Origin of the sequence: Candidatus Methanoperedens nitratireducens (assembly GCF_900196725.1) — an archaeon.
Taxonomy (GTDB): domain Archaea; phylum Halobacteriota; class Methanosarcinia; order Methanosarcinales; family Methanoperedenaceae; genus Methanoperedens; species Methanoperedens nitroreducens_A.
This window is the reverse complement of the sequence record NZ_FZMP01000249.1, coordinates 18757-43480: the sequence shown is the minus strand read 5'-3', so window position 1 is coordinate 43480 and position 24724 is coordinate 18757. Positions and strand designations below refer to the sequence as shown.

Below are 24724 nucleotides of genomic sequence, written 5' to 3'. Positions count from 1 at the left end.
GAAAGCCATGATTAGTATATGTTCGGCTTGAGCACAACGGATTTTTTAATAGTCCTCGGTGTGATAATCCTTCTTTATTTGCTTATTTATCCGCAATGGCAGGTAAGCGCGGCGCGAAGGAGGAGGTTTTCCAAAATCCGTGAAATGGAGCGAAAATGGGGGACGAAGATCCTGACGATGATTCACAGGAAGGAAGCGATCTCCATGTTCGGGATACCTGTTTACCAGTTCATAGACGTGGAAGATGCGCAGGAGGTATTAAGGGGCATACGCGAAGCCAAAGATAAGCCCATAGACCTGATAATCCACACGCCCGGGGGGCAGCTGCATGCATCCATGCAAATAGCAAGGGCCCTGAAAAACCACAACGTAAGAACGCGCGTTTTCGTTCCGCACTATTCAATGTCGGGCGGGACGATCATAGCTCTGGCAGCAACTGAGATAATTATGGATAAAGATGCCTCTCTGGGTCCTGTCGACCCGCAGGTTGGCGATATCCTGCGAGGTGTTTTTCCTGCGCCTTCATGGCTGCATGTGGCAAGTAAAAAAGGGCTTAAGGCTGCTGATACGACGCTTATGATGAGCGACATATCGGAAAAAGCGCTTAAATTCACAAAGGGCATGGTGAACGAGCTGCTTGAAGGCAAGTTCGATGACAGGGAAAAGCAGGAGCAGGTTGTCGAAAAACTTACAGGCGGCGAGATGATACACTCCGAGATGATATCGGCAGCGGATGCACAGGCTCTCGGGCTTCCTGTTTCCACACAGCTTCCGCCGGAGATACATGAATTCATGAAGTACTACCGTTCTGTAAGTTCAAATGTGGAGTATCTAACGAAGGAATAAGCCTGGAACCCGGGTTGTCGAATCTCGGAGACTTTTTAAATCCGAGTATGTTCAAAGCTATATCGTAGTTGCTCTGCATTATCCGGTTCTTCTGGAGGAACGGTTTCATTTTATTCAACAATGCCCGGATATCGATATCCCCGGTCCTGATGCCCATCCCGGCTAATAATCTATCTTTTTTTAAAGAATCCAGAAGAGCGCAATAATGCATCGGCGTGCAGAATATAACGATAGAAGGATGTTCTGACTGAATTGTGAGGAGCTTTAAACCGTCAAGTATGTTTGAAAATTTTAGTTCGTCTATTCTCATCTTGTAATCCAGGAACTTCTCGTACGCCTGCAGGAATTCCAGGGCATGCCCGCTTAAACTTTTAATAATGTAACTCCTGACCTTGAATTTAAGTAATCTCTTAAGGCGGTTCAATAATTCATTATAAAATTCCTCTGTTTCCTCGTATGAAATAGCCGTCTGCCTTACCTGCATGGGGGCGTACCACAGGTGCTCAGGCAGCTTATGTAATGATGCTATTTCATTGATCGTTCTTGCTACCTGCAGCAGGAATTCGTCGTCTGTGTCGCGGGTATGTTCATAGACGGGAATGAGTTCCTCCCTGCTTTTAATATCCTGGCCGTAAAAAACAACGCTTAACGGAAGGCGCTCCCTGCTCTCAATAAGCCTTATCTCCTTATCGATAATGCCTTTGATGTAGACACAATAGAGAGCCTGCGACCCGTCAACGCTGGCTGATATCTGGTAATAATCCGACCAGAACTCAAGGGGCGATATCAATCTTTCATTGTATTTATTCTCAAGCTCTACAAAATCGACCGATATATCAAGGAAAACAGCCCGGGGATTGATAATATCAAGCAAACGCAAGATCTCATTATGTATTTCATCCACGCTCACCAGGGCATGCTGCGAATCCTCGGGGAAGAACCGGTCAAGCTTGAAGGGATACTCAAGATGGTTTCGCAGAGCGGATTCATCAAGCCTGCCAAGCCATTCCCTGATAGCAACATCGTGTACATCAAATACGCTTATGATGGGGATCAGGAACAACTGCGACATGACTGGGCTTTTTAAGGCTGGTCAGGCTTCCCTTTCCAGGGTATTTTGAAGAAGTATCCTGATCTCTTTCCGAAGGTCCGTACCCGCAGAGTTATCAAGATACAGGATACCTTCTTTTATTTTGTTCCTATCCGGCGGGTTTTTATGAAGCTCTGATATGGCGTTGATCAATATATCCACGTCCATCTTCGGCACTGTGCCTGTTATCATTACGAACGAATCGCCCTGCTTTTCTAATCTGACCATGATATCACCTTTTTTGGAATCTCTTCAAATAATCAATTGTACTGCATAGTTTATGAAAATATCCCAGCTTTCACTCCAACTTTATTGTCCAGCCCAATATGTTTCATAGTTAAGCTAATTGCTCATAACCGCTTAGTATCTTACAATGATATCTGAACAGATAAGTGAGTCAGGACTGCATGAACTTGCAAAGATCAATCCAGAGAACAGGGATATTGATAAATTTAAAGCCCGGCTCACGGAGTATGAATCCGATAATGCATATCCTGATGACAGTTATATCTGGCTTGCGGACATACTGGCACTGGAGGCTTTGAATTCCGGAAATTTCGGTGTCGGGTGCATTTTGACGGACGTTAACGGCAATATAGTTGTCCAGGGTCATAACGAAGTGTTCAACCCATACTTCCGCAGCGACCGGCATGGTGAAATGGTAGTTATGGATAAGTTTGAAGATGCTCATCCGAATATTCATAATCCGGGAGGCTTCACGCTGTACACGTCCCTTGAATCCTGTCCCATGTGCCTGATACGAATGATAACTTCCGGGATCAAAAGAATCCTGCATGCTGCACCTGATATGGAGGGCGGCATGGTCCATAAAATGAAGCATTTGCCTCGATTCTGGATCGACCTGGTAGCAGGACAGGTTTATTCCCAGGCCGAGTGCTCGCAGGAACTGATTAGTATCGCTAACGAGATATTCCTTTATAATGCCGATGAGCTTAAAGAAAAACTGAAGAATAGAAAGGCACTTTAATAGACTCAGAGACTATCCTTTCTCGATATATGGGATTCCCCAAATACAGGATTCGATATCGATACATAACACATGCTACAATATCTTACTCATTTATTACACATTCCAATCTTTTAATATATTATGAATAAGAATATATGTTTAGTTTTAATTGTCGCCGCAGTATCGGTGATTCCCACGACTGCGATAGCTGCCACATACACACCAACCCAAATAATGTCAGCAATACAACCGTATATGATACCATCAAACGCCATCAATCCGAGTAACCCGATGCAAACATCGTATGGGGAAGGACAAGTTTACATTTATAAACTTCCAACAAATCCAGTCGCGTATGTATACACAAGTTCAGGAGCGATTGATTGTGACGGACAGGCAACAACTCATTGCAACAGTAATACTGACCCATATTATCAGGGGCAGACCTCGTTCACGCAATCAGATGGCAGGCCTTTAAATGCCGAACTACTGCCCTGGTACGTACTGCCAGAAACCCCTAACCCAATATTTGACTATGCGACCCGCAATATATATGGCGGAGAAGCCGGGGTAGTCCTTTACAATGATAAAATGGAGTTTGGCGTCTTTGGTGATGAGAGGGGCAGAGATGGCGGCAATAGTGCAGGGCTGGCAATAGGCGAAATCAGTTATGCAATGGCATCTGCACTGGGCATTGATCCTGACCCTGCTTATGGTGGTATAGAGAGCGGTGTGACATATATTGTTTTTACAACAGAAGATAATGTAGTAGTACCGATTGAAAGTCATACAGCGGCAGATACAAAAGGTCAATCAGCTCTGGATAAAATGATGACTCAACTAAATCCTGCTGTTACCCCGACGCCAACACCTGCACCCACAACCAATCTACTAAAAACCCGGGGTTTGAAAGTGGTAGTACAAGACCTGACAACTGGTGGTTAGCTACCATGTATGGTAATACTCCTGCATGGAGTACAGTTCACCACAGTGGCAACAAATCAGTTAGAGTATATATTTCAGGGACAACAAATAAAATATCCGGTGATGTAGTATCCGACCACTTACCATCAACAAGCTATAAGACATACAACCTGTCAGCCTGGGGTAAAGGTTACTCTCTTGGCGGTAATGCACCAGCAGTCAGGTTAGCCGAATACGATGTAAATCATGGATGGTTGCGTAATACTCCGGTATATTTCCCGAAAGGCACTTATGGCTGGACTAAGAAACAACGAACTATAACAACAGGCGCGGATACGGCTTATGTGTCGGTGTACGCTAATATCTACAACGGACATGGTATATTTTGGGTGGATGATGTTATATTGAAGGCTTCTTGATGTAATACCGGTTCCGTTACTGGATTCAATTACTAATTCTGTATTTATTAGTATTTATTAGTACCCATAAAAATGTTAAAATAGCTTCCGTAACGGGATGGTTCGCTTATTTAAATAAAACTCACTAAACGTATTCAGGACCTCCAGAGTTTTCGTAAATCCGATAATTTATCCGGCATTAAGCCCCGCTTTTTTGCAAAGTAGATAGCAGTCGGGATCAGGGTCAGGAGAAGGATCGCTATGGTGGAGTTGATGAGCGTGATCTTAACACCGAGGAGGTAATTCAGGTAAAATATCACTAAAGGTATTATGGCTATGGAAAGACCAAATGACAGCGCGGTGCGCTCGATAGCATCGATCTCATCTTTTGCGAAGAACACAAAACTCCATGCAAATCCCGGAATGAACAGAACAAAAAATGAGCCGAAAATTATTCGCAGTGCCTCTACCAGATCCATTTTAGCATACCTCTTGTTCAATTAAGTACATCGTTATCCTCAAGCATCAGGAAAGATAATAACACGATCAATATCCCGCTTATAATAGATATCGGATAGGAGATGAAGCCCATATAATTTATTTTAGACCAGATGATTATCATTCCCAGTATCCCTATACCGGCTGTGGTTATATATTCTTTTTTAGTGGCTACTGTAATTTTGTCGGTTTCGGTTTTATTGCCATATAATGATATGATCCCAAAAATGAACACTATGATCATCAGGTGATTCAGGTTCAGATTTTTTGTTACGCTGTTGTCCCATATATTATCTATAAGTAACAATAGCAGGAACGTAAGAAGCAGTGAATTGAATATTTCAGAACAAAGTCTTGATAAAAATGAAACTGTTTTGCTGTTCAACACACCGGCTCTCCGTGCCACGAGAAATACTGAGATAACGACCGAGATGGATGAAAAAGCCAGTATTATCAAATTGAGATCAGACCTGGGATTTTGACCGATTCCCGCCTGTGCCAGAGACATTGCTGCGATACCCGATTGTTTATATTCTTCTAACAGTCCTGCCTTTCCTGCATCCGGGATCGCCTGCGATGCAATATCCGCCTGCGATGCTAAAACCCGGTCTGATGATATGCCTCCTGAAATGGAGAACAGCGCAGAAATGTCATTGACCTTTGCCGAATAATACGCGAACTTCCCGTCGCCTCCGGTCACGTATGTCGGAATGGCTTCCCAGGAACCATCATGGAACTCTGACAATGCAACAGAGGTGTCACTGATATTGTTATAGGTTAACCACTGGCGGTTCACCCTGAAATAAACTGTTGCGTTCTTTATGTTCTCTTTATCTATCGATATCGAGAAATATTTGTATACCACACCATCCGGGACGACGATGATATCATCGGGCATGTTCTTGAGTTCCTTCAGACTGGCTTTAACCTGGTCGATGAGCCCTGAGACATCAAGGGCTATGGCGGTTATATCAAAATCAGGGAAGGTAAGCGTCATATTGTTCCCCGGGAAATACGGGGCAAGCGTATAGCTTGTTTCCCTGGCTATATTCGAGCTGTTCGTTACTGCCGATGGTGAAATTACCTTACGCTCAAGATAGAAAGTCCCGCCACCGTCCGCCACAAGGTCAAGATACGAATTGAATAACGTTTTCCTCGTGCTTTTCTCGATATTAAAAACGCTGTTCCGCGTAACCACGATATCGAGAAGCCCGTCATTATTAACATCTGATAAAGTCAATATTTCATTCCCTACAGATGCCCCGCTTTTTATTACGGTCATATCTTCATCGTAAAGCTCTATATCCGAAAGCTTGACTATGCCTGTATTTGCTCCGTGGAAAACATCGGTGAGTTTAGCCTGGAAGATCGTAACGTCCTTTCCTTTTAAGGAGATGTTATAAAACATTATACTGCCCCTGGAAATTATCTGCCTGCTAACAGGCATGTTCAACCGGGAGAGTTCCAGTACTGCGAATTTTCCCTCGCTGTCAACATCTTCCAGAGCCAGCGTATATATTCCGCCCACCTGCCATTCCCTATTAAGCAGCAGGGTTTTGTTATCGATATCCGATACTTTTCTTGATAACACCATCTCAGGGAGAGTTTCATCCATGACTTTATAGAACTCCCCGCGATAGCCTATATTCCCCTGCGTCCGGACAGCAACGTACTTCAGGCGGTCCCTGTTAAGATCAGTCACACCACTGTTATTCATGACCAGATATTCCCATGTGTTGTTCTCGGCAGGGTTAAAATGAAAGATATTGGGTGCCGACCACGTATCTATGGTGTAGTCCGCCCACGGGCTTTTCGGGGAGCGGACATAGTATTCCTTATCGGTTTTAGTTTTATAAAAATAAAGGCCGGTAAAGGGGTTCGAGGAAGGGATGATGACATAATCAACCTTATTTTTATTCAGCCAGTCCATGCTGTTCTGCAGCTGGAGGACTTTAGCCGATGAAGTGCTGAAGTACGAGTCGCTTGAGAAGGAGAAGTAGCTGTTTGCGGTTATTATAAAATCTCCCTTAGGGATTTCTATTTTATACAGTTCGTTACCGGGAGGAAGATCAATATAGTACGGCACTTTATCCGGAGTTATGCTCAGAGATTGTATATAGCTGCCGCTGCTTATGTTCACAGTTTGGGGAAGAACCGACGTGTTATGGTATGTATCAAGTTTCAATCTATCGCCTGCCCGTGTGTACAGATTAAACTTTACAGGATCGGGGTAAAGTATGCCTGCAAGGAAGGGGTTCTGAACTACAATATTGCCTTTGTTAAGCTCAACGCTCCTGATAATAAGATCGCCGTTTCCCCCGATCATAGTTACTTTATAAATGCCCTCCTCAACTTCAGCCGTGAGAATTCCATTTTGCAAATACCCTGAGATGTGATTGTTTCCTGCATTTCCGTCATCCGGAATGGTTATATTTTTTATCAATTTGTTTGCAGAAGAATAAAGCTTTACTTCAAAGGCATCCGAGCCGTTGTACCAGTTAAGATCCTGTTTTGTCACGGATAAGCTCAGGTCTCCGGCAGTATAAATATAGAAGATATGATTTCCCCTGAGTTCACTTATGATTGAATTTGAATCCTTATAAGTGACTGTGGGCTTTGTGTTTATCCCGACAGGTAAACCGGCGGCTATTACTGAGCCATCAGGAGGGGAGCTCAAAAAAGAGGGAACCGACATTTTAAGGTTATCGTTTATAGAATATATCCTGAAATTGCTATCTTTCCCTATGAGATTGAACCTATCAAGAGATTCATAGAATGGGACATAAGCAGGATATGTTCGTAAAGTGAAGAAGCCACCCGGTAAAGGCGTTGCTCCTTCATCGGGCAGGAAAGTTTTGTTTTTAAGTGAATACACTATATCAACATCCCTGTCTCCGTCTATATCCTTTAAATTTATTTCGTAATCCCCAAAAGACTCTCCATTCCTTATTATTCTGGTATCTCTCAGATAGGTACCTGTGATAACCGCACTATTCCCGAAGATACCTGTGAGTTTTGTACGAAAAATCTCGATCTCTTTTCCATCTATAGTAATATTATAGGAGAAGATTTTATTCCTGTTCACAGTGCCGGTTTCGAGTATTACATTATTTCTCTTCAAAGAAAAAACGGCGCCGTCTTCACCTGCGTCAACAAGTTCCAGGGTGTACCCGTTCTTTAAAATAAGCTCTTTTCCAATGATTACCTGCAAACTGTTATCATTTTTATATAACTCGCCGGTTAATACAGCCTTCCCGGTATTTATGCTACTTACGTTATGCCGTATGGAAAATAAATCAATCTGGCTGTTTTTATAGTTCAATCCTGCATAATAAAAATTGCTATCGGTCAAATAATAGCCATTCGAGGTATCGATGTAAATCTCCTCATAGTCGCTCAGAAGGCTTGGAGAATTTGTTATGTTTATGATGCACGGCGTGCTCCCGAAGCTCACGGGACAAACCGGCGACCTGATCTCCTCCCCTGCGGCAGATGCACCAACGAGCAGCAGCAAACAGAAAAGCATTATAATCCTGAAATTCATGCTATTCCTCCAGGTAAATCCTGATCCAGTCCACAGGTACTGAATAATTGTATTTATTGAGGTGCGGCGCGCTTATAGCAAAATTTAGTGTATTATTATTTATATAGGCGTCTGAAAGATCGTATTCGACACTGGCAATAGTCCAGTTGCCATCTTTAGACTCCTGGCTGTTGGGGATAATAATATAATCCACTTTATTTATTTTAAGCCAGTCTATGCTATCCTGCAGGGGAAGTATTTTAATTGCCTGAGGGGTAAAATATGAATCTTTTGAGAACGAGAAATAGCTATCTGAATCTATTAAGATATTGCCTTTTGGAATTTCTATCTTATAAAGCTCATTGCTTGAAGGAAGGTCTATGTAATGCCAGCTATTAACTGTAGAAATATTAAGTGATCTAGTATAGTTACCATTGGTTATGCGTATAGTTTGAAGACCTTCATTGTGATAAGTCATAAACCCTAACCTATCTCCGGTCGCAGCCCTTGTGTACAGGTTAAACCTTGTAGAGTAGGTATATTGTACACCTGCGAGGAAAGGGTTCTGCACTACAATGTTGCCATTGTTAAGCTCAATTTTCCGAATAAGGATATCGCTTCCACCTCTCATAGTGACTTTATAAATACCCTCCTTAACGACTGACCCAAGTGTGCCATTTTGCAGATGTCCTTTAATATTATCTTTTCCCAGGTTACCGTCATCTGATATCGTTATGTTTTTTATCAGTTCGTTTGCAGGGGAGTAAAGGTTTATATCAAGAACATCCGGGCCGTTGTACCAGTTAAGGTCCTGCTTTTTCACGGATAAGCTCAGGTTCCCTTTAGTGTAAATATAGAAGGTATGGACTCCCCTGAGTTCACCGATGCTTGAACCGGACTCCTTGTACGTGGCAGCGGGGTCATTATATATTTCGACAGGGGCATCTGTAGCTATTGTAGAACCCTCGGAAGGAGAACTAAGAAAGGATGAGATAGGGGTTGTAATATTGGCATTCAGCGAATAAACACGGATCCGGCTATCTTCCCCTGTCAGATTGAACGTTCCAAGAGATGCATAAAATGGGTTATAAAGAGTATTCCATACGTAGCTCCACTCCTTTTTATTTTTCATCCCCACTTTAAATTCATAGCCCTGCGGGATTGTGTCTATAAATTTCATTTCAACTTTTACCCTGCTGAAATTTTGTTTAACCGGACTATTAAAGTAAACAAGATCTTTTTCAATGAATCTGTAAGTGACATTACCTTTACTTATCGGATATGAAGTCCTGTCAAAAGGTCCCTGAAGTACAGCATCTCCCTTACTATCCTGCGCTCCTACATCTATAGTGTAGACTGTTGAATCTGATCCTGTTGGAATGGGGGGGTTATCAGGCAACACAGGAGCATACAGACTGAGATATAAAATATAAAGTACTGCTGTAAATGGGATCGTGTATACAATAATTCGCATAGCCATCAGTTCTTATTATGTTGATTATGATGATTATGATAAAATAATAACTTATCTATCGTTTTTATCAATTTTTACGGTTTATTACAGTTTATTTCGGTTTATAATCATCTTAAAACACTTTAACAGAAGTATACCGAAATTATATCACTTATTTCCGTCATAGCGATAAACTACGGCATCCTTCAGCGGAATTTTAGTGAAAGATGAGTTATTAAATTTTTCAAGATTCATCCAGTTGAACTTGTTAAAAGAGTAAAATATATAAACCTTTTCATCATGTTTTTTTAGGAAGTCCACTGCCTCGGAAGGATCGTTCGTAGCTAAAAACCTAAGCCACTTTTCTTTGCCGCTATTATCCCATTCAAAAAGTCCCGGGGCAAGTACTCTCCTGTTGCCCCATGCCAGTGCCCACGGAGCATCGTAGCTTGTCGCAAGTATGAAGGCATCCGGCTCCGAGTTCTCTGAGAGCCACTCCAGGGCGCTTATCTGCCCTTCATTTGCAAACGGCTTTACTTCATCGGCTTTCTGAAGGGTGACAATTCCACCTGAGACCACGAGCAGAAGAACGAAAACGACCCCTGCTATCTGGGGTATTTTCCTGCTTGTTAAGAACGTGTACAGTATTCCGGCTGACGCGAGGATCAGTACCACTATATCCAAATCTATGATCAGGCGATTGAAGAAGAAAAGTTTAAAAACTACAATTACCCCGTTGATCATAAAATAGATAAGAAGGGAGTTCCACGTTTTTCTATGAACCAGGTATAAGGCTCCGATTATGCCGAAGGGGAGATATGCCAGAGATACCCATTCGTATATGTTAAAACCGAAGAAAGTACCACCTCCTGCGGGCTCACTCTGAATGTTCTGAACCATGGTACTTGAGACTCCGGATATCAATGAAAAATACTGATCAGCCCTTGGAAGCCAGAAGGGGGCGATGAGGATCGCAGTTAATGATATTGAATACATGAGCTTTGTGTCGCGGTTTTTCAGGAAATAACCTGCTAATATAAGAGAAAATATGAGAAACTCCGGCCTGTGGTATATCCCAAGGGCGGCGAACATGATGGCAATAAGCGCATATCTCTTTTTTTCAAGAGCATAAAGGGCTAATAATAAAAAGAACATACCAAGGAGGTTCCTCAGATACATAAATGTAAATGCTGTGAACTGGGTATAGGATACGGCGTAAAGTACGCTGGCAAGTACGGCTGCTTTTTCATCAAAAATCCATCTTGTTAAAATGAACAGGGGTAGAAGAAGCAGGGCAGAAAGGAACGGGAATAGGTAGGTGAGCGCCTGTATCGAATCCATACCGCTAAAAATATGCAATGCATCGAACAGGACGAAAAACCCCTGCTCATGCATTTGTTTTATCCATAAAGGAAGCGATGATTCAGGTATGCCGGGAAGGGTATTCAGGTACAGGTCAATCGTGTACTTATAGTATCCTGTGTCATAGCCGAGAGGGATAGAATTATCAGCGTACGGCAGCAGCCGAATACTTATGGTAAAGATAAACAGGATGATTAATGCCAGATAGATATAGACAGTTTTTATCCGAATTCCCGGTTTACCTGATTTTTCGTGCTCAAGAAGAAGCGGAATAGCGAATACCGGCAGCAGGTATCCGAAAAGTATATAATTCAAAAAATATGTGGGCAATAACCCGATCTCTTTCAGGAAGATGGCAATAACGAAGAGAATTGATAGCTGGATGTAGGTACGTATAAAAACATTTTTAATATCCTGTATAACAGGTTCTTTTATCCAGTTAAGTGCATCCTCCAGTTTTTTTTTGAACATAATACCTGAATTTTTACGATTATAGTTTCCTGCCCTCAAAACTCTCTTTTAACTTATTTAAATCCTCCATACCTACCTCTTTCAGAATAACAAGAATGCCAAAATATAAAATTGACATTCCAATATACAGAGCAGGCAAAAGGATAGGTGAGACATGGATCTGCGATATCAATATGAATACTATGACAGACGCCAGCCCGACCCTGAGTACTGACCGCGGCTCGGCAACTTTTCCGGCAATCCTGTGCACATAAAATAGAACTGCTATAAAGCCAAGAAATCCTGCAATTGTAGTTGCCATAGCAGCGCCTTCCAGACCATAAACAGGCACCAGAGCGGCATTGGCAATGAATGCGACCGGCAGCACGGCTATGGAAAAAAGCATAGCGGATTTAGCCCTTCCGGTTGCTGTTATCACCGTTGTGAAAATGGAAAAGAGCGTCAGGAACCCAAGACCGAAGATCAATGTATTGAGCGGTAATGCGGCAGGGATATATTTTGAAGAATAGAAGAGAGTAACAAGGCTGCCGGATGTCGCACTTATAAGAGCTACTATCAGGAACAGCATTATCAGGAGATATTTCATCGCGCCCGTTAAATAATTCTGGATCTGCTCCCTGTCCCTTGATGCGGCGATCGCAGGGAAGAGGGCTGTGCCCATCGCTGTTAAGGCATAGAAAGGAAGCCTTGAGAGATTGGAAGCAGCGGTATAATAGCCGACACCATCCCCGGCAATTATCCTTTTCACAAAGAACAGGTCAAGGCTCATAAGAGCATTAAATGCGACCGAGGATATTATTACGGGTATTGCAAAATCCACCAATTTTTTCTGTTTAAACCCGTTCTCCGCCTCCCCGGGCTTGAAATAGTAGCCTGCAACAATAAGGCCTATAAGCGGCGCAAGGGCGAATCCTGCGATTGCTCCGCCGACTGAGAATCCCATCAGTACAAGGGCGAAAATCCCTGCGACCTTCGCAATGTTGTAAGAGATCATAGCTTTTGCCTGCTTTCCGAATTCTCTCAAACCGTTCAAGAAGCCCGTATATAAAGAATAGAATGCGTATACCGGAATTATAATGGCAGATATCCTGATATAGATAGCAAGCCCGGGGTCAAGGAGAAGGGATGAGATCATGTCCGCAAGCAGGAAATAGGCTAAAAAAATGCCTGTAGAAAGATACAGCATGATTTTATTAGCAGCTCTTTTCACGGCGAATGTGTTCGCTTTATCCAGCGCGATATGGCGTGAGGCTGCCTGGGGAAGTCCGGTTGTGAGGATGAAGTTGAACATGGTAACAAGAGATATAACAACGCCGAAGGTGCCGTAGAGCTCAGGACCCAGCATCCTGCCGAGACCTGCGTGGATGGCGTAGCCGCTGGCTAGGAATACTATCTGGACGAGGATGAAGTATAATGTGCCGAGTGCTAATGCGCCCAAGTCAACCTCGGTCTATTTGGATAACGGAATAGTTCATAGTATAGTTAAGGAGATAAATAATTTGTATCGATTTTTGCATTTATTCAACATGATGAGATCACACAAGTTTTTACTGTGCTACTTAATTTTTCTAGCAGACACTATCAATACATGCCCTAATAATAATTCTTTGGTTTTAAAATATTTTTTAAATAATGGAATATAGCCTTTACTGCATGTTATTATTTCTGTTTTAAAACCCTCTCGTTCTAGAATTCCTTCTAAGATCCACATTGGGAGAGGTGTAATATGATATTTATTTTGTACGTCCCGCTTGGAGAAAAGTACATATCTCCCATTAGTCAGGAATAACGCTCTTGAGAATATGTTGGTTACATTTGGCGTGGTAATTATTAATTGACCTTCATTTTTCAGAACTCTATTTAATTCCCTTATAAAATGCCAAGGATTCTCTAAATGTTCTATGGTTTCAACACTAATAATGAAATCAAAAAAATTATCTTCAAAAGGTAATTGTTTATTTAAATCTACAGCCTGACATTCTAATCTACCATAAGAAAATTGGGAAGTATTTATATCAACCGGATAAACTTCAAACCCTCTCTCCAAAAGTATTTTCGATAAAAATCCTTGACCGGCCGCAGCATCTAAAACTTTACCTTTTTTGTTAAATATTAGTTCTAATACTGTTTCGTGAACACCTTCTGAACTTATTGGTTTAATAATATCATTTTTCATTTTAAGTCTCCACCAATCGTCTGATAGCAGTTTATATAACTTTCACAAACCTTATCCCAATCATATCTTTTTGATGTTTCATATGCATTTACACTTAATGTCTCCTGTAACTCTTCATCCTTTAGAAGTTTTACCAACGCTTCGGATATCTCATTGCTGTCAGGATTTACTAAAATTCCGTTATTATAATTTTGTATAATCTCTTTTATACCACCTACATTTGTGGCTATAATTGGTTTTTTTAGAGCCATCGCTTCTAAGATCATCATCCCAAAAGGCTCATATCGAGATGGGAATATAGCAATATCAGCCGTAGATGCATACTTTATAAGTTCTTGAAGGGGTAAGAAACCCATAAAGTGTATATTTCTTTCTATTTTAGCCTTCTTAGATTGTTGCTGAAGGGATTCTAAAATTGGGCCATCACCAATTAAATAAAAGTGTACATCCGTGTCCATTTTTATAATATTTTTTGCAGATTCTATAATAAGATCTACACCCTTTTCTATAGAGAATCTCCCCCAAAAACAACATTCTTTCTCCCTTTTATATTTATTTTTTTTGCCGGTTTCCAGACATTTAAATCTATGCCATTTGGGATTACATCGATATGCTTGTGAAAATCTTTACTTACAGTCTCTTTCATAAAATTACTATTCACAATAATTTTATCGCTGTAATTATGTATAATCTCTTTTGCAACGCTCCAATGGAGCCGGTACATAATTCTTTTAAAAACGCTATCAAATCTAAAATTTAATTCGGTTGGAGGCCATCCATGTATTTTTTGGATTATCTTAACATTATTATTTAAAGCATGTAGGAGTGGAACTATTATGAAACCCCTAGCTCCAGGTAGATTTTCAAGATGAAGAATATCAAAATCTTTACTATTAATTTGCTTTATATATTTGAATTGATAAGAAAGCACAGAAAACGTACTTTTTTCAACATGTGTTCTCAAATCCACCTTTGGATAATATTCTTCTATTTCGGTGGATTGTTTTTGTTTTATTGCACCAAATATTGTAACTTCAATATTTTTCTTTGCTAAATAATTTGCCAGATTATATGTAACTATGGCAGGACCGCTTTTTGTACAGGGGTATAAAAGACCTGTAATTATCCCTATTTTCATGTCTCAATCCCCTTAATAGGATAACGGTATATCTGGACTTTACTACTACTATAAATTATTTTACCGTCATCCAAGTTTTTCAATATTGGAAATCGATTGCTGATAATCTTATTTGCGTAATTTTCTTTGATGATATAAACTACCTTTTTACTAGGGTATTTTTGATTAAATTTTAATAATAAATCTTGCTCTGTGCTACTACTTAATATCTCAGCAAGTAATGTTTCATTAAACTCTATATGCTTTAAACCATATCCAAATGGCAAACTATATGCTGATGTGAAAATTAAGTAATCCTCCTCATGTTCTTTTTCAACTATGTTGCTTGATAAAAACATCATAGCTTTTTTTTCTTCATTCCCCCACCCTAAAAAGGGATTATGCCAAGATGATTTATTGAAAATAGGAACTACAGGTACAATTAGCAAAAAGAGGATAAATGGTATCATTATCCGTTGGGAGTTGTTTTTAACTAGTTGTAGCACACAGCCACATAATAATGCTAATATTACACCTAGGTGTAAGGTTAGTCTATTCGATGGAAATGAAAGATAAAACCCCACAAAAATAAGCATCCATCCAAGAAGTAACCATACGCTTAGAAATTGATATTCAAACTTCTTGATATTTTTGAATAGATAAATTAATCCAAAAAATGAAATTAGTAAAACAAAAATCCCAAATTGAGAGGATATAAAATCAAAAGTGATTGGTTGTACGGTGATTGGGGGAAATAGAATATAGGTTGCTCCTTGCTTAGAATATGCCAATAGATTCAAAATAAAAAATTTCAAGAATGGAATAGCTATAATAGTAATACTTAAAACAATTACTAGATTTCTTATATTTATATTGTTTTTTGAGAATCCATTCTTCAATAGATATAGAATAATCATTAGTGGTAAATAAAAAATTAGACTTCTTGGATGAAATGTTAACCCTGCCACAAACAAAGGAACCAAGGAAATATTAAGCATTGTAGCTTTTTGGTTTATGAGTATGAAGAATATTAATAACCATAAAAGTAATGCAGAAGATTCGCCTACAATATAATTTAATCTATAAAAAACAATCGGTATAAATATGAAAACAAATGAAGAAAAAATAGAAGCTACTGGTGATTTTGTAATTTTTTTTGTAAGTATATAGATTGTTAATATGAGCATGAAAAAAAACGTTATAATATATATTTTTGCAGCAAAAAATAGACTAGAAGATGTTACAAGACTTAGAATTGTTTGAGAAATAGGGGGCATTGGAACATAACCTATTGTCACTACAGTGGATGATGCAGCATATGGGGGCTCTAAGACATCATAGACAACATCTCCACTATCTAAAATAATACGAGAAATTCCATTTTGAAAATATGCATCATAGGAATAAAGAGTGTCTATTTTGAATTGTGAGTGAGTTATTAATACAAAGGCAAGAGCTAAAATTATACTCAGGGAAACATATTCGGATTTTTTACTCATTATAAAACCCTCTTATAACTATCAATAATCTTATTTGTTAAATTAAACCAAGAGAAATCTTGTATTCTCTTGTTATCGGGTTTTAGATTAGAAAAATTATATAAACTAACTGTAAGGGCTTCTTCTTCATTTTTGTACAATCTTATATTATCTACTTGCATAGCAATCTCTCTATGTGCCTCAATATCTGATGCTAAAACAGGAATACCACAAGCGAGATACTCCAAGACCTTCATTGGAAAGCTGTATCTAAAAACAAACTTGTCTGGAAGATGGCATAACCCCAAGTTAAATTCAGACATATAGTAAGGAACTTGTTCATAAGGGACTCTCCCTGTAAAGATGACATTATCTTGTATTTTAAGCTCGGTAGATAATTTCTCTAAATATTCTTTAGCGTCACCGTCGCCAACAAACATTAATTTATATTTTTTATTGTTATTAATTAAATTTTTAAATGTATTCAAAATGAAATCTAGTTCTCTCATCTTAGAGATCACACCGACATAACCTATTAAAAAATCTTCTTCAGATATTTTATACTTTGTTCTAATTGCATTCTTCTTATCTATAGAGGAAAACATATCAATATCAACGCCGGATGGTATCACAGTTGTAGGCTTGTTATCGAGTTCAATTAAGCCTTCGTAAAATTTTTTTAATCCTTCTGTTATAAAGATAAACCCATCAACATGTTTCGCCAGAGTTCTTTCACTCTGGTATGCCAACATGCGATAAATTGGAATCATAAATTTTGGAATAGTCTTCTTTTCAATGCTCATTTCTATCCAAGGGCTACGGATATCATAAATAATTTTAGTGTTTGGCGATTTTCGTTTAAAAAGGCAAGCACCGAGTATCGCTGAGTTTGGATATAGGCAGTGAATTATATCTATTGGCTTCTCCTTACTTAATTCACTAATTTTTTTATAAAGATTATATGCATATTTAATATTTCCTTTTATAGAATAAAGGCTACCCTCTATTTCATGAATCTCTATATTCTGAGGAATATCGCTTGGAATATGAGAACCTTTGAGAGGTAGTAATACTAGTTCAATAGATTCTTGCTTTGCTAAATATTTTGTAATACTTCGGAGATATGTTGATAATGCAAGGTGATCTGCTAAACTAACATTTTGAGCTATGCATACTCTCATATAAATATACCAATTGTTCTATGCTTATAGGAGAAATGCCCTTTATCGGCGGAAGCGTGCCGATCATTGTTACTTTCATCCTGGCAACGTCTCCGCTCTTATCTTAAATCCGCCTCTCTAAAGCCATCACTTCTCTAACCGGGTCCAGATCCCTATCTCTAAGTATTTCTTTATCTATTCTTCTCATCCTGTACAGCGTCTCTTCCATAATATGCCTGTTCTGATGGGATATGTCCCCTATCAGCCCTATCACGATTATCTGGAATCCGATTATAGCCAGAACCGACGCAAGAAGCGCCGTGGGAAGATATGGGGTGACCATTCCCGTCTCGATGAAATGGATCAGGACCCTTGAGCCAAGAGCTATCCCCAGAAGGAAAATACCGCCGCCGAGGTAAGTGAACGTCCTGAGGGGGTTGTAAGAAGTATATGTCCTTATCAGCGTTATTGCCGAGTTCTTCGCATAGTTGATTATATTGGATATGAGCCTTGACTGCCCGTCGCCGTTCCTCTTCCTGAATTCAACAGGGACCTCAACCATGCTTATCCTTTTGTGCGCTGCCTGGACGATAGTCTCCTGGGTATATGTATAACCCGAATGGATCACAAGCCGCAGGGCAGCCTCTCTTGAAAATGCCCTGAATCCCGTCTGGGCGTCAGAGACTTTCATTCCGGACGCGATACCTACCACAAAAGTCGCAAGCCTGTTCCCGTACCTCTTCTGGGGCACCATATGCTCGATCGTCCCCGCGAACCTTGAGCCGAGCACGATCTCCGCCTTCCCGTCCAGGATGGGCTTGATGAGCTTCGGTATCTCAAGCGGGTTGTACTGACCGTCCGCGTCGATGTTCACTATGATGTCGGCGCCGCTGTCGATGGCTGCGTTCAGCCCCTCCTTGAAGGCGATAGCAAGCCCTTTGTTGGAAGGGAACTCGATTATCCTGCTGCGCCCGCCTGTTCTGCTGCCTCGGATGTCCTGTCCTTTGAGCCGTCGTTTATGACTATTACTTCGATCTCATCGATTCCTTCAATTATCCCAGGTATTTCGCGAATGACTTTTTCTATGCTGTTCTCTTCGTTGTATGCCGGGATTGTTATCGCCAGTTTAACCGGCTTTTTTTCTATTTTCATAAACTATGCACCTGTTTCTTTATAATGCTGCTGAAATTCCCGCGAGGGTTGCGGGAATTTATTATCGCGATGCAATGTCCGGCAAACTCAAGTTCCAAAAGAAATTTTACGTTTTTATTAATTTTTGCCGACATTTTTATCCACCTCGTTCTCTAGTATTTTATAAGGGGTACTTATTATTTTCTATGGAAATATCGCAATGCGCATAATTAATATGATAGTTATAATAATCATGCTAATTATAAACATTACCATAGTTTTTTCAGCATCTCGAATGAATAAACCATTTGAAACCATCGAAACTGTCCGAAACCGTCAAAACTATTGAAACTATTGTAAATTGTCGATGGTTTTAAATAATGCTTATTATGAGTATCATAAATGATTCACTGAGGAGAATAATTTAATGATCAGTCTGAGGAAAAAGAAAAAATCTTTTACGGTAAGCACGTTGATCACTCTATTTGTTGTCGCGATGCTGGTCATCTCAGGACCTGCTCAGGCAGTCCGGGTGTCGATAGACACAAATAATATAAATGGCAGCGCGGCAGGGGAGACAGCTTTTTTTTACGTTAATATAACGATCGGCGCAAATGAGAGGATTCCTATCACTAACATATCCGTAGAAGGTCTTCCCGATATACCCGGATCTCCCGGCGGAGAACTCCTTTTCAATGTAAGTGATTTCAATTCTGTGGGTACAAATGTTATAAAGGATAACTATAATATTTCTCTGGCAGACAGGCATGGCTGGACAAATGGTTACGGCTACGGCTACGGTTATACTAATAACACTGAAATCCTCCCCTACTACGGATACGGGTATGGGTACCGGTTTTATGGTTATGGTTACGGCTATGGTTATGGTTACGGCTATGGTTATGGATACGGTAATTCCGGCACCTACACCCGGCTCAACTATAAGATAACGGTCGATACGACAGGTGCAAACGCGCAGGCATATGATATAGTGGTAAAGGTCAACACCGGTCGGGGTGTTCTGTTCCAGGAAACCGGGAGTTTCAGGTTGATTGATAATACGTCTCCTGCCGGCGTGACCGGCCTGAATAATATAACCTATGCCCCGACTTATATCAACTGGACATGGATTGACCCGACAGATGCGGACTTTGCCAGTGTAAGCGTATGGATAGACGGCACTTTTAAAGACAATGTTCCAAAGGGCATACGGTTCTATAACGCGACAGGTTTTGCTCCGGATACGGAACATACTATCGCCACAAGGACTGGGGATACGAGCGGCAATACCAACGGGACATGGGTGACCCGCACAGCAAGAACGGCGCCTGCAATTCTGCCACAACCTGTCCCTGTCAGCATTAGAATTAGCCCGGATCGCATCGACCCGAAGAGCAAAGGGGAAATTAAAGTAACGATCATTAACAACACTCCTCCCGGCTTTGATGTTGACAGTATAAATATATCAACCGTGAGGTTCGGACCTGGCGGTGCAGAGGTGATCAAATACAAGACCGTACCGCCGCATCATCCGGATGACAGGGATTTGTTCACCTGGGACAAAATCCCGGGAGGCGACAATGAAAAACTCGTCATAACAGAGCTGGAAGATGGCAGGCTGAAAGTACGCGATCACAAAAAACTGGTTCTTCATTTCAACAGGGAAGATACAGGCATTCAATGCGGCGACACTCAGGCGAACCTGACCGGAAAAACATATAGCGGGCAGGACATTATAGGGTCCGATAACATCAAGACCGCAGGATGCGGAGGTGATCATCGTGATGGCGGCTCCGGTGGCGGCGGTGGCGGCGGGGTCATCGGTAGCGCAGAGCCCTTTGATAACATAGCTTTGTATGAAACGAGAGAGGGTTATCTCCGGTCTGGCAAGCCTGTAGCGTTCACTTTCTTAAAAGCGGGGCAATGGATATCGGAGATAGTTATCACGGGAAAAGAGAATGAGAACGGCATCTCTGTAAGAGTCGAGGTACTTAAAGATAGATCCAGGCTGGTGACTGTACCTATTGATGGCGCAAAATACATGAATATCTTGATTAACACAAAAAAGGTCAGGGAAGCCCGGATAAAATTCAAGGTCGAGAACTCATGGATTGCATCCGGAGGGATTTCAGGCGACAAAGTAAAGATGTACAGGTGGGAAGGCAGTAAATGGTCTCAACTTGAAACCACAGTGACAGCAAAAGATGGATCTTACACATATCTTGAAGCGTATACGCCTGGTTTCTCAACCTTTGCAATAGCAGGGTCGCAAGCCGGCGAGGCGAAGCAGCTAGAAACAATAGCCTTGCCGGAGAGTGCGCCGGCGGTTACAGAGGCCCCGGAAGCTACAGGGTCTCCGTCTGTAAAAGCGCCGCCAACAAAACTGGCGGTTATAATTGGCCTTGTTGGTATAATATCTGCCGTTGCGTACGTGTATATCAAGAGAAAAGAGATTTTCATCAAAATTGTCTAAAACCACCAAAACAAATTAAATTGTAAAAACTATCACTGGCTTTAAATAAAGTTAATTATGAGTACCCTAAAGGATTTCTGAGGAGGAAGTTAAATAATGAATAAGATAAGAAAGCAAAAATCTTTTTTGGTAAGCACGTTGATAACCCTTTTTATTGTTATTATCCTGTTGATTTCAGGACCTGCTCAGGCAGTGTCGGTAATCATTTCCGGTCTGGGCGGAACATATACGAAAGGTGATAGCATCGAATTCACAGTATCAGTAAATATAACCGATCCGGACAAATATGTGCCTGCAGCCAATATTTCTCTTGATGTAACAGGGCCTGTAAACCTCAACAGGACATTTACTTTAGATGGAACGCCAATCCCGGACGGCGATACCGCTATTACCATAACACCTGTTAATACGCCTCAACCCGGTCAATTTGGATATGGCTACGGATATGGCGTAGATAGTGAAAGTGGGACTGGCTATAACTTCGGCTATGGCTACGGGTACGGTTATGGGTACGGTTACGGGTACGGTTACGGATACGGAGTCAAAGGGGGTACTATCACTTATACATATAATGTCACCATAGACACTACTTCTCTCCCGGAAGGCAATTATAATGCGGTCGCAAATCTCAACACAGGGAAGGAAGTTAAACCCGCATTTACTTCAGCACAAGCAGCATTCACTATTTCTGCAGCTATTGTTCAAGTAACCGTCGATATTCGCCCGAAGACTATCAACCCGGAAAGCAAAGGGGTAATTACAGTATTCATCCTTAACAATACGCCTGCTGGCTTTGATGTCGCCGATATAGACATTTCAACTGTGAAGTTTGGACCCGGCAATGCATCAGTCATTAACAGCAACATAGCCGCAAACAGGCTGATTCTCAAGTTCGATACAGAGGATACAGGTATCCAGTGCGAAGATACCCAGGCTACCCTGACTGGAAAAACATATAGCGGACAGGACATAACAGGGTCGGATAACATTAGCACGGTAGGATGCGGAGGTGGCGGTCATGGTTGGAAGAAACTCTTGAGGCAGTTCTTGTGGCAAATCTGGTTGAGGTGAGGTAATAACAGGGACATCGGTAGCGAGAGCTTTTTGATAACATAGCTTTTTATGAAAAAAGAGAGTTATCGCAGTGCCGATAAGCCTGTGGCGTTCAGCTGGTAGGGTAGAGGGGCATCGCACCTCTCCTCTCACCTTCTCATACCCTTAAGTATTCCATCAATTTTTTTAAGGACATATGAAATTATCAGTTAAAAAATCTTAACCCGGCATGATCTCTCTTCAAATCATCTCCAGGATATTCTGAATGAGTTCAGCATGAAGTTGATGTGTAAATCTTGTTAGTATCAAAATAATCTTATTGATATCGTATTTTGCAATACTGCAAAATAGCAAAACCGGGATTGGGTAATAGTGCTTATGATTATAACCATTATTATTTACAAAATTAGATAAATATATATATGGGTGGGTTGTAAAAGTCATTGTTATTAACTTTAGGAGGAATATTTGGTGGTAAAGAAAGGACAGAAAAAGTCAATATTATCAAGCGCGTTAATCACGGTTTTCATTGTAATTATGTTAATTATTTCAGGACCTGCGCAGGCAGTGTCGGTGAAAATAGCGGATCTTGATTCTTCGTACACATCTGGAAGCAGCATAAGCTTCAAGATTAAAATAGATATCGAAGATCTTGACCAGTATGTGCCTATAACTAACATATCCCTTGACCTGACAGGACCATCTGGTGTCAATAAAAAAAGTACCTTCTACCTTAATGGAACGCCAATACCCGGAGGCGACTCGAACATCAGCATTTCGCCCGATGATAAAAATCCTTCCGGCAAATACGGCTACGGCTATGGCTACGGTTTCGATGATGTACTTGATCAGGGAACCGATTTCGGCTACGGTTATGGCTACGGTTACGGCTATAGTTATGGTTATGGAGTAAAGCCTAAATTAGAATACGATTATGATGTTACCATCGATACAACTTCTCTGCCTGTAGGCAGTTACAGCATGGTCGCAAGCCTTAACACTGGCAGGACAGAAAAGCCCGCATTCTCATCAGAAACAGAAACTTTCGATATTGTCGCCTCAGGCGGGGGTACATCAGAGAGCATACCTGTTAGCATTGAAATTAAGCCGGAGACAATTAACCCAAAGAGCAATGGGGAAATCACAGTAACTATCTTTAACAATGATTCTGCAGGTTTTGATGTTGGCAATTTAAATATCTCAACCGTGAGATTTGGACCAAATGGTGCTGCACCGTTTTGGAACAATACCCCTGCCGATAAGAAGTTAATGTTAAAGTTCTATACAAATGACACAGGTATCCAGTGCGGCGATACTCAGGCAACCCTGACAGGAAAGACCTATAGCGAACAGGATATAGTCGGGACTGGTAGTTTCAGGACCAGGGAATGCAGTATAGATGTTCCATTATCAACCGACGAATCTGGCATAACCAATACAACAGTTACTAGAGAGTCCCCCTCAGGAAACATGACTATTACAATCCCGGCAGGAACGCGGGCTCTGAAAAGTGACGGAACTCCACTATCGAATATAACCGTTACTTCCCTGGCTGATCTCCCATCAAAAGCCAGGGAAAAATTATCCTCAAGGGATAGATCGATTGGAGAACTTGTAGAACTTGAACCATCAGGCTCAACCTTTGTTCCCCCGATACGGATACGGTTTAACTATACAGAGCCCCTGCCTTCTGGCGTCAGTGAAAGCAGCCTGCAGATCAGGACATATAATGAAACGACCGATACATGGGAAACGCTTCCTATCGTAGAACGCAACACTGAAGAAAATTATATAATAGCAAATGTATCCCACTTCAGCACCTTCGCCCTGATTGGTACGGTACCTGAAGAGTCGTCCTCCGGGTCCGGGGGCAGTAGTGGTTCTACGGGCGGTAGTGGTGGAAGTACTGGCGGTGGCGGTGTAATCTCATCAGAGCCCTTTGACAATATCGCCAGGGTCGAGACTGTAGACCGGGATCTTCTGGCAGATAGAGCCGTAAAATATACCTACTCCACTCTTGGATTATATGAAATAGATGTCACTGGCGGTGAAAATGAAAACGCTATTTCTATAAGGGTCGAAGAACTTAAAGGAACATCGACGCTTGTTAATGAATCAGCGCCAGGTAATGTTTACAAGAATTTCAATATATGGGCGGGTACCAAGAAGATCAAAGATGCCCGGCTCAGATACAAGATTGAGAACACGTGGCTGGAATCAAATGGCCTTGCAGGCAGTGATATGAAAATACTCAGATGGAGTGAAAATAGGTGGCAAACGCTGGATATAGCCGAAATAAAGAATGATGGCACATATACCTTTGTTGAGGCCGATACCCCCGGATTCTCATCTTTCGTATTAACCGGGCTGAAAGGCGGATTATTGCCAGCACTAACGCCGATAGCAACCCAGCAACCTGAAGAGACTTCAACAACTAGTGGTACAGCTACAATTACCCAAACGCCGACTTCTGAGGCGCCCCCGGTGAATCTGGCAATCGTAATGTTAGTGATTGTTCTGATCGCCATAGTTGCAGTGGTGTACATCAAGAGGAAAGAGATATTTAAGAAATAAAATAAAAGGGATTTACCCTTTTATTCT

20 protein-coding genes and 1 pseudogene are annotated in these 24724 nt (G+C 41.2%); 7 read left to right on the top strand and 14 right to left on the bottom strand.

Annotation, left to right across the window (positions count from 1 at the left end):
- Positions 1 to 18: 18 nt before the first annotated feature.
- Positions 19 to 846 (top strand): SDH family Clp fold serine proteinase, encoded by an 828-nt coding sequence (locus MNV_RS18600; protein WP_096207436.1) that lies wholly within the window; start codon positions 19 to 21, stop codon positions 844 to 846.
- On the opposite strand, the gene MNV_RS18595 is transcribed toward MNV_RS18600, so the two are convergent.
- Together MNV_RS18595 and MNV_RS18590 are read right to left on the bottom strand one after the other, a co-directional pair.
- Positions 791 to 1918, bottom strand: a complete 1128-nt coding sequence (locus MNV_RS18595; protein ID WP_096207435.1) for a hypothetical protein — start codon at positions 1916 to 1918, stop codon at positions 791 to 793. The two genes, MNV_RS18600 and MNV_RS18595, sit on opposite strands and share 56 nt — an antisense overlap.
- 21 nt (positions 1919 to 1939) lie before the next feature.
- Entirely contained in the window at positions 1940 to 2164 is a 225-nt protein-coding gene (locus MNV_RS18590) for a hypothetical protein (protein WP_096207434.1), read from the bottom strand.
- A gap of 145 nt (positions 2165 to 2309) precedes the next feature.
- On the opposite strand from MNV_RS18590, the gene MNV_RS18585 reads away from it, so the two are divergent.
- The 3 genes from MNV_RS18585 (at position 2310) to MNV_RS18575 (ending at position 4249) form a co-directional block, all read left to right on the top strand.
- A complete protein-coding gene (locus MNV_RS18585; RefSeq protein WP_096207433.1) occupies positions 2310 to 2924 on the top strand; it encodes a nucleoside deaminase in 615 nt (204 codons plus the stop codon).
- A 168-nt stretch (positions 2925 to 3092) separates the two neighbouring features.
- Entirely contained in the window at positions 3093 to 3851 is a 759-nt protein-coding gene (locus MNV_RS18580) for a glycoside hydrolase family 75 protein (protein WP_218838072.1), read from the top strand.
- 5 nt (positions 3852 to 3856) lie between these two features.
- Positions 3857 to 4249 (top strand): hypothetical protein, encoded by a 393-nt coding sequence (locus MNV_RS18575; protein ID WP_096207431.1) that lies wholly within the window; start codon positions 3857 to 3859, stop codon positions 4247 to 4249.
- Positions 4250 to 4383: 134 nt separating this feature from the next.
- Here the strand turns inward: MNV_RS18575 and MNV_RS18570 are convergent, their stop codons facing one another.
- The 12 genes and pseudogenes from MNV_RS18570 to MNV_RS20000 all read right to left on the bottom strand — a co-directional run bounded on the left by MNV_RS18570 (position 4384) and on the right by MNV_RS20000 (position 18752).
- Positions 4384 to 4707 (bottom strand): DUF1616 domain-containing protein, encoded by a 324-nt coding sequence (locus tag MNV_RS18570; RefSeq protein WP_096207430.1) that lies wholly within the window; start codon positions 4705 to 4707, stop codon positions 4384 to 4386.
- Positions 4708 to 4724: 17 nt separating this feature from the next.
- Positions 4725 to 8270 (bottom strand): PGF-pre-PGF domain-containing protein, encoded by a 3546-nt coding sequence (locus tag MNV_RS18565; RefSeq protein ID WP_096207429.1) that lies wholly within the window; start codon positions 8268 to 8270, stop codon positions 4725 to 4727.
- Between the two features lies 1 nt (position 8271).
- Positions 8272 to 9648 carry a hypothetical protein gene (locus tag MNV_RS18560; protein ID WP_218838071.1) on the bottom strand — a complete coding sequence of 459 codons (1377 nt, stop codon included), beginning with the start codon at positions 9646 to 9648 and terminating at the stop codon, positions 8272 to 8274.
- 222 nt (positions 9649 to 9870) lie between these two features.
- Positions 9871 to 11535 carry an EpsG family protein gene (locus MNV_RS18555; protein WP_096207427.1) on the bottom strand — a complete coding sequence of 555 codons (1665 nt, stop codon included), beginning with the start codon at positions 11533 to 11535 and terminating at the stop codon, positions 9871 to 9873.
- Between the two features lie 19 nt (positions 11536 to 11554).
- Positions 11555 to 12973: a flippase gene (locus MNV_RS18550; RefSeq protein WP_096207426.1), complete on the bottom strand. Its 1419-nt coding sequence runs from the start codon at positions 12971 to 12973 to the stop codon at positions 11555 to 11557.
- 117 nt (positions 12974 to 13090) lie between these two features.
- The gene (locus MNV_RS18545) at positions 13091 to 13711 is read right to left on the bottom strand and encodes a class I SAM-dependent methyltransferase (protein WP_096207425.1); all 621 of its coding nucleotides are present in this window, start codon (positions 13709 to 13711) and stop codon (positions 13091 to 13093) included.
- Positions 13708 to 14220, bottom strand: coding sequence for a glycosyltransferase family 4 protein (locus MNV_RS18540; protein WP_257000120.1), 513 nt, complete (start codon positions 14218 to 14220; stop codon positions 13708 to 13710). Before MNV_RS18540 ends, MNV_RS18545 begins: the two co-directional genes overlap by 4 nt.
- A complete protein-coding gene (locus MNV_RS18535) occupies positions 14217 to 14849 on the bottom strand; it encodes a glycosyltransferase family 4 protein (RefSeq protein ID WP_096207423.1) in 633 nt (210 codons plus the stop codon). The genes MNV_RS18540 and MNV_RS18535 overlap by 4 nt, the downstream gene beginning before the upstream one ends.
- Positions 14846 to 16327: a hypothetical protein gene (locus MNV_RS18530; RefSeq protein ID WP_096207422.1), complete on the bottom strand. Its 1482-nt coding sequence runs from the start codon at positions 16325 to 16327 to the stop codon at positions 14846 to 14848. Before MNV_RS18530 ends, MNV_RS18535 begins: the two co-directional genes overlap by 4 nt.
- The gene (locus MNV_RS18525; RefSeq protein ID WP_096207421.1) at positions 16327 to 17487 is read right to left on the bottom strand and encodes a glycosyltransferase; all 1161 of its coding nucleotides are present in this window, start codon (positions 17485 to 17487) and stop codon (positions 16327 to 16329) included. Before MNV_RS18525 ends, MNV_RS18530 begins: the two co-directional genes overlap by 1 nt.
- A gap of 103 nt (positions 17488 to 17590) precedes the next feature.
- A pseudogene (locus tag MNV_RS18520) lies at positions 17591 to 18618 on the bottom strand (glycosyltransferase family 2 protein).
- Positions 18615 to 18752 carry a hypothetical protein gene (locus MNV_RS20000; protein ID WP_179294092.1) on the bottom strand — a complete coding sequence of 46 codons (138 nt, stop codon included), beginning with the start codon at positions 18750 to 18752 and terminating at the stop codon, positions 18615 to 18617. The pseudogene MNV_RS18520 and the gene MNV_RS20000 overlap by 4 nt, the downstream one beginning before the upstream one ends.
- 272 nt (positions 18753 to 19024) lie before the next feature.
- Between MNV_RS20000 and MNV_RS18515 the strand changes: the two genes are divergently transcribed.
- The 3 genes from MNV_RS18515 (at position 19025) to MNV_RS18505 (ending at position 24697) form a co-directional block, all read left to right on the top strand.
- Entirely contained in the window at positions 19025 to 21070 is a 2046-nt protein-coding gene (locus MNV_RS18515; protein WP_096207420.1) for a PGF-pre-PGF domain-containing protein, read from the top strand.
- Between the two features lie 96 nt (positions 21071 to 21166).
- Positions 21167 to 22141, top strand: coding sequence for a hypothetical protein (locus MNV_RS19995; protein ID WP_096207419.1), 975 nt, complete (start codon positions 21167 to 21169; stop codon positions 22139 to 22141).
- A 453-nt stretch (positions 22142 to 22594) separates the two neighbouring features.
- On the top strand, positions 22595 to 24697 hold the full coding sequence (locus MNV_RS18505; protein ID WP_096207418.1) for a PGF-pre-PGF domain-containing protein: 2103 nt from the start codon (positions 22595 to 22597) through the stop codon (positions 24695 to 24697).
- Positions 24698 to 24724: the final 27 nt, after the last annotated feature.

Bases quoted from the DNA above. Each gene is read 5' to 3' on its own strand.
- MNV_RS20000 (WP_179294092.1), bottom strand. From the start codon at position 18,752: ATGTCGGCAAAAATTAATAAAAACGTAAAATTTCTTTTGGAACTTGAG.
- MNV_RS18535 (WP_096207423.1), bottom strand. From the start codon at position 14,849: ATGAAAATAGGGATAATTACAGGTCTTTTATACCCCTGTACAAAAAGC.
- MNV_RS18575 (WP_096207431.1), top strand. From the start codon at position 3,857: ATGTATGGTAATACTCCTGCATGGAGTACAGTTCACCACAGTGGCAAC.
- MNV_RS18570 (WP_096207430.1), bottom strand. From the start codon at position 4,707: ATGGATCTGGTAGAGGCACTGCGAATAATTTTCGGCTCATTTTTTGTT.
- MNV_RS18545 (WP_096207425.1), bottom strand. From the start codon at position 13,711: ATGAAAAATGATATTATTAAACCAATAAGTTCAGAAGGTGTTCACGAA.
- MNV_RS18525 (WP_096207421.1), bottom strand. From the start codon at position 17,487: ATGAGAGTATGCATAGCTCAAAATGTTAGTTTAGCAGATCACCTTGCA.
- MNV_RS18555 (WP_096207427.1), bottom strand. From the start codon at position 11,535: ATGTTCAAAAAAAAACTGGAGGATGCACTTAACTGGATAAAAGAACCT.
- MNV_RS18600 (WP_096207436.1), top strand. From the start codon at position 19: ATGTTCGGCTTGAGCACAACGGATTTTTTAATAGTCCTCGGTGTGATA.
- MNV_RS18585 (WP_096207433.1), top strand. From the start codon at position 2,310: ATGATATCTGAACAGATAAGTGAGTCAGGACTGCATGAACTTGCAAAG.
- MNV_RS19995 (WP_096207419.1), top strand. From the start codon at position 21,167: ATGAATAAGATAAGAAAGCAAAAATCTTTTTTGGTAAGCACGTTGATA.
- MNV_RS18565 (WP_096207429.1), bottom strand. From the start codon at position 8,270: ATGAATTTCAGGATTATAATGCTTTTCTGTTTGCTGCTGCTCGTTGGT.
- MNV_RS18530 (WP_096207422.1), bottom strand. From the start codon at position 16,327: ATGAGTAAAAAATCCGAATATGTTTCCCTGAGTATAATTTTAGCTCTT.
- MNV_RS18590 (WP_096207434.1), bottom strand. From the start codon at position 2,164: ATGGTCAGATTAGAAAAGCAGGGCGATTCGTTCGTAATGATAACAGGC.
- MNV_RS18595 (WP_096207435.1), bottom strand. From the start codon at position 1,918: ATGTCGCAGTTGTTCCTGATCCCCATCATAAGCGTATTTGATGTACAC.
- MNV_RS18515 (WP_096207420.1), top strand. From the start codon at position 19,025: ATGATCAGTCTGAGGAAAAAGAAAAAATCTTTTACGGTAAGCACGTTG.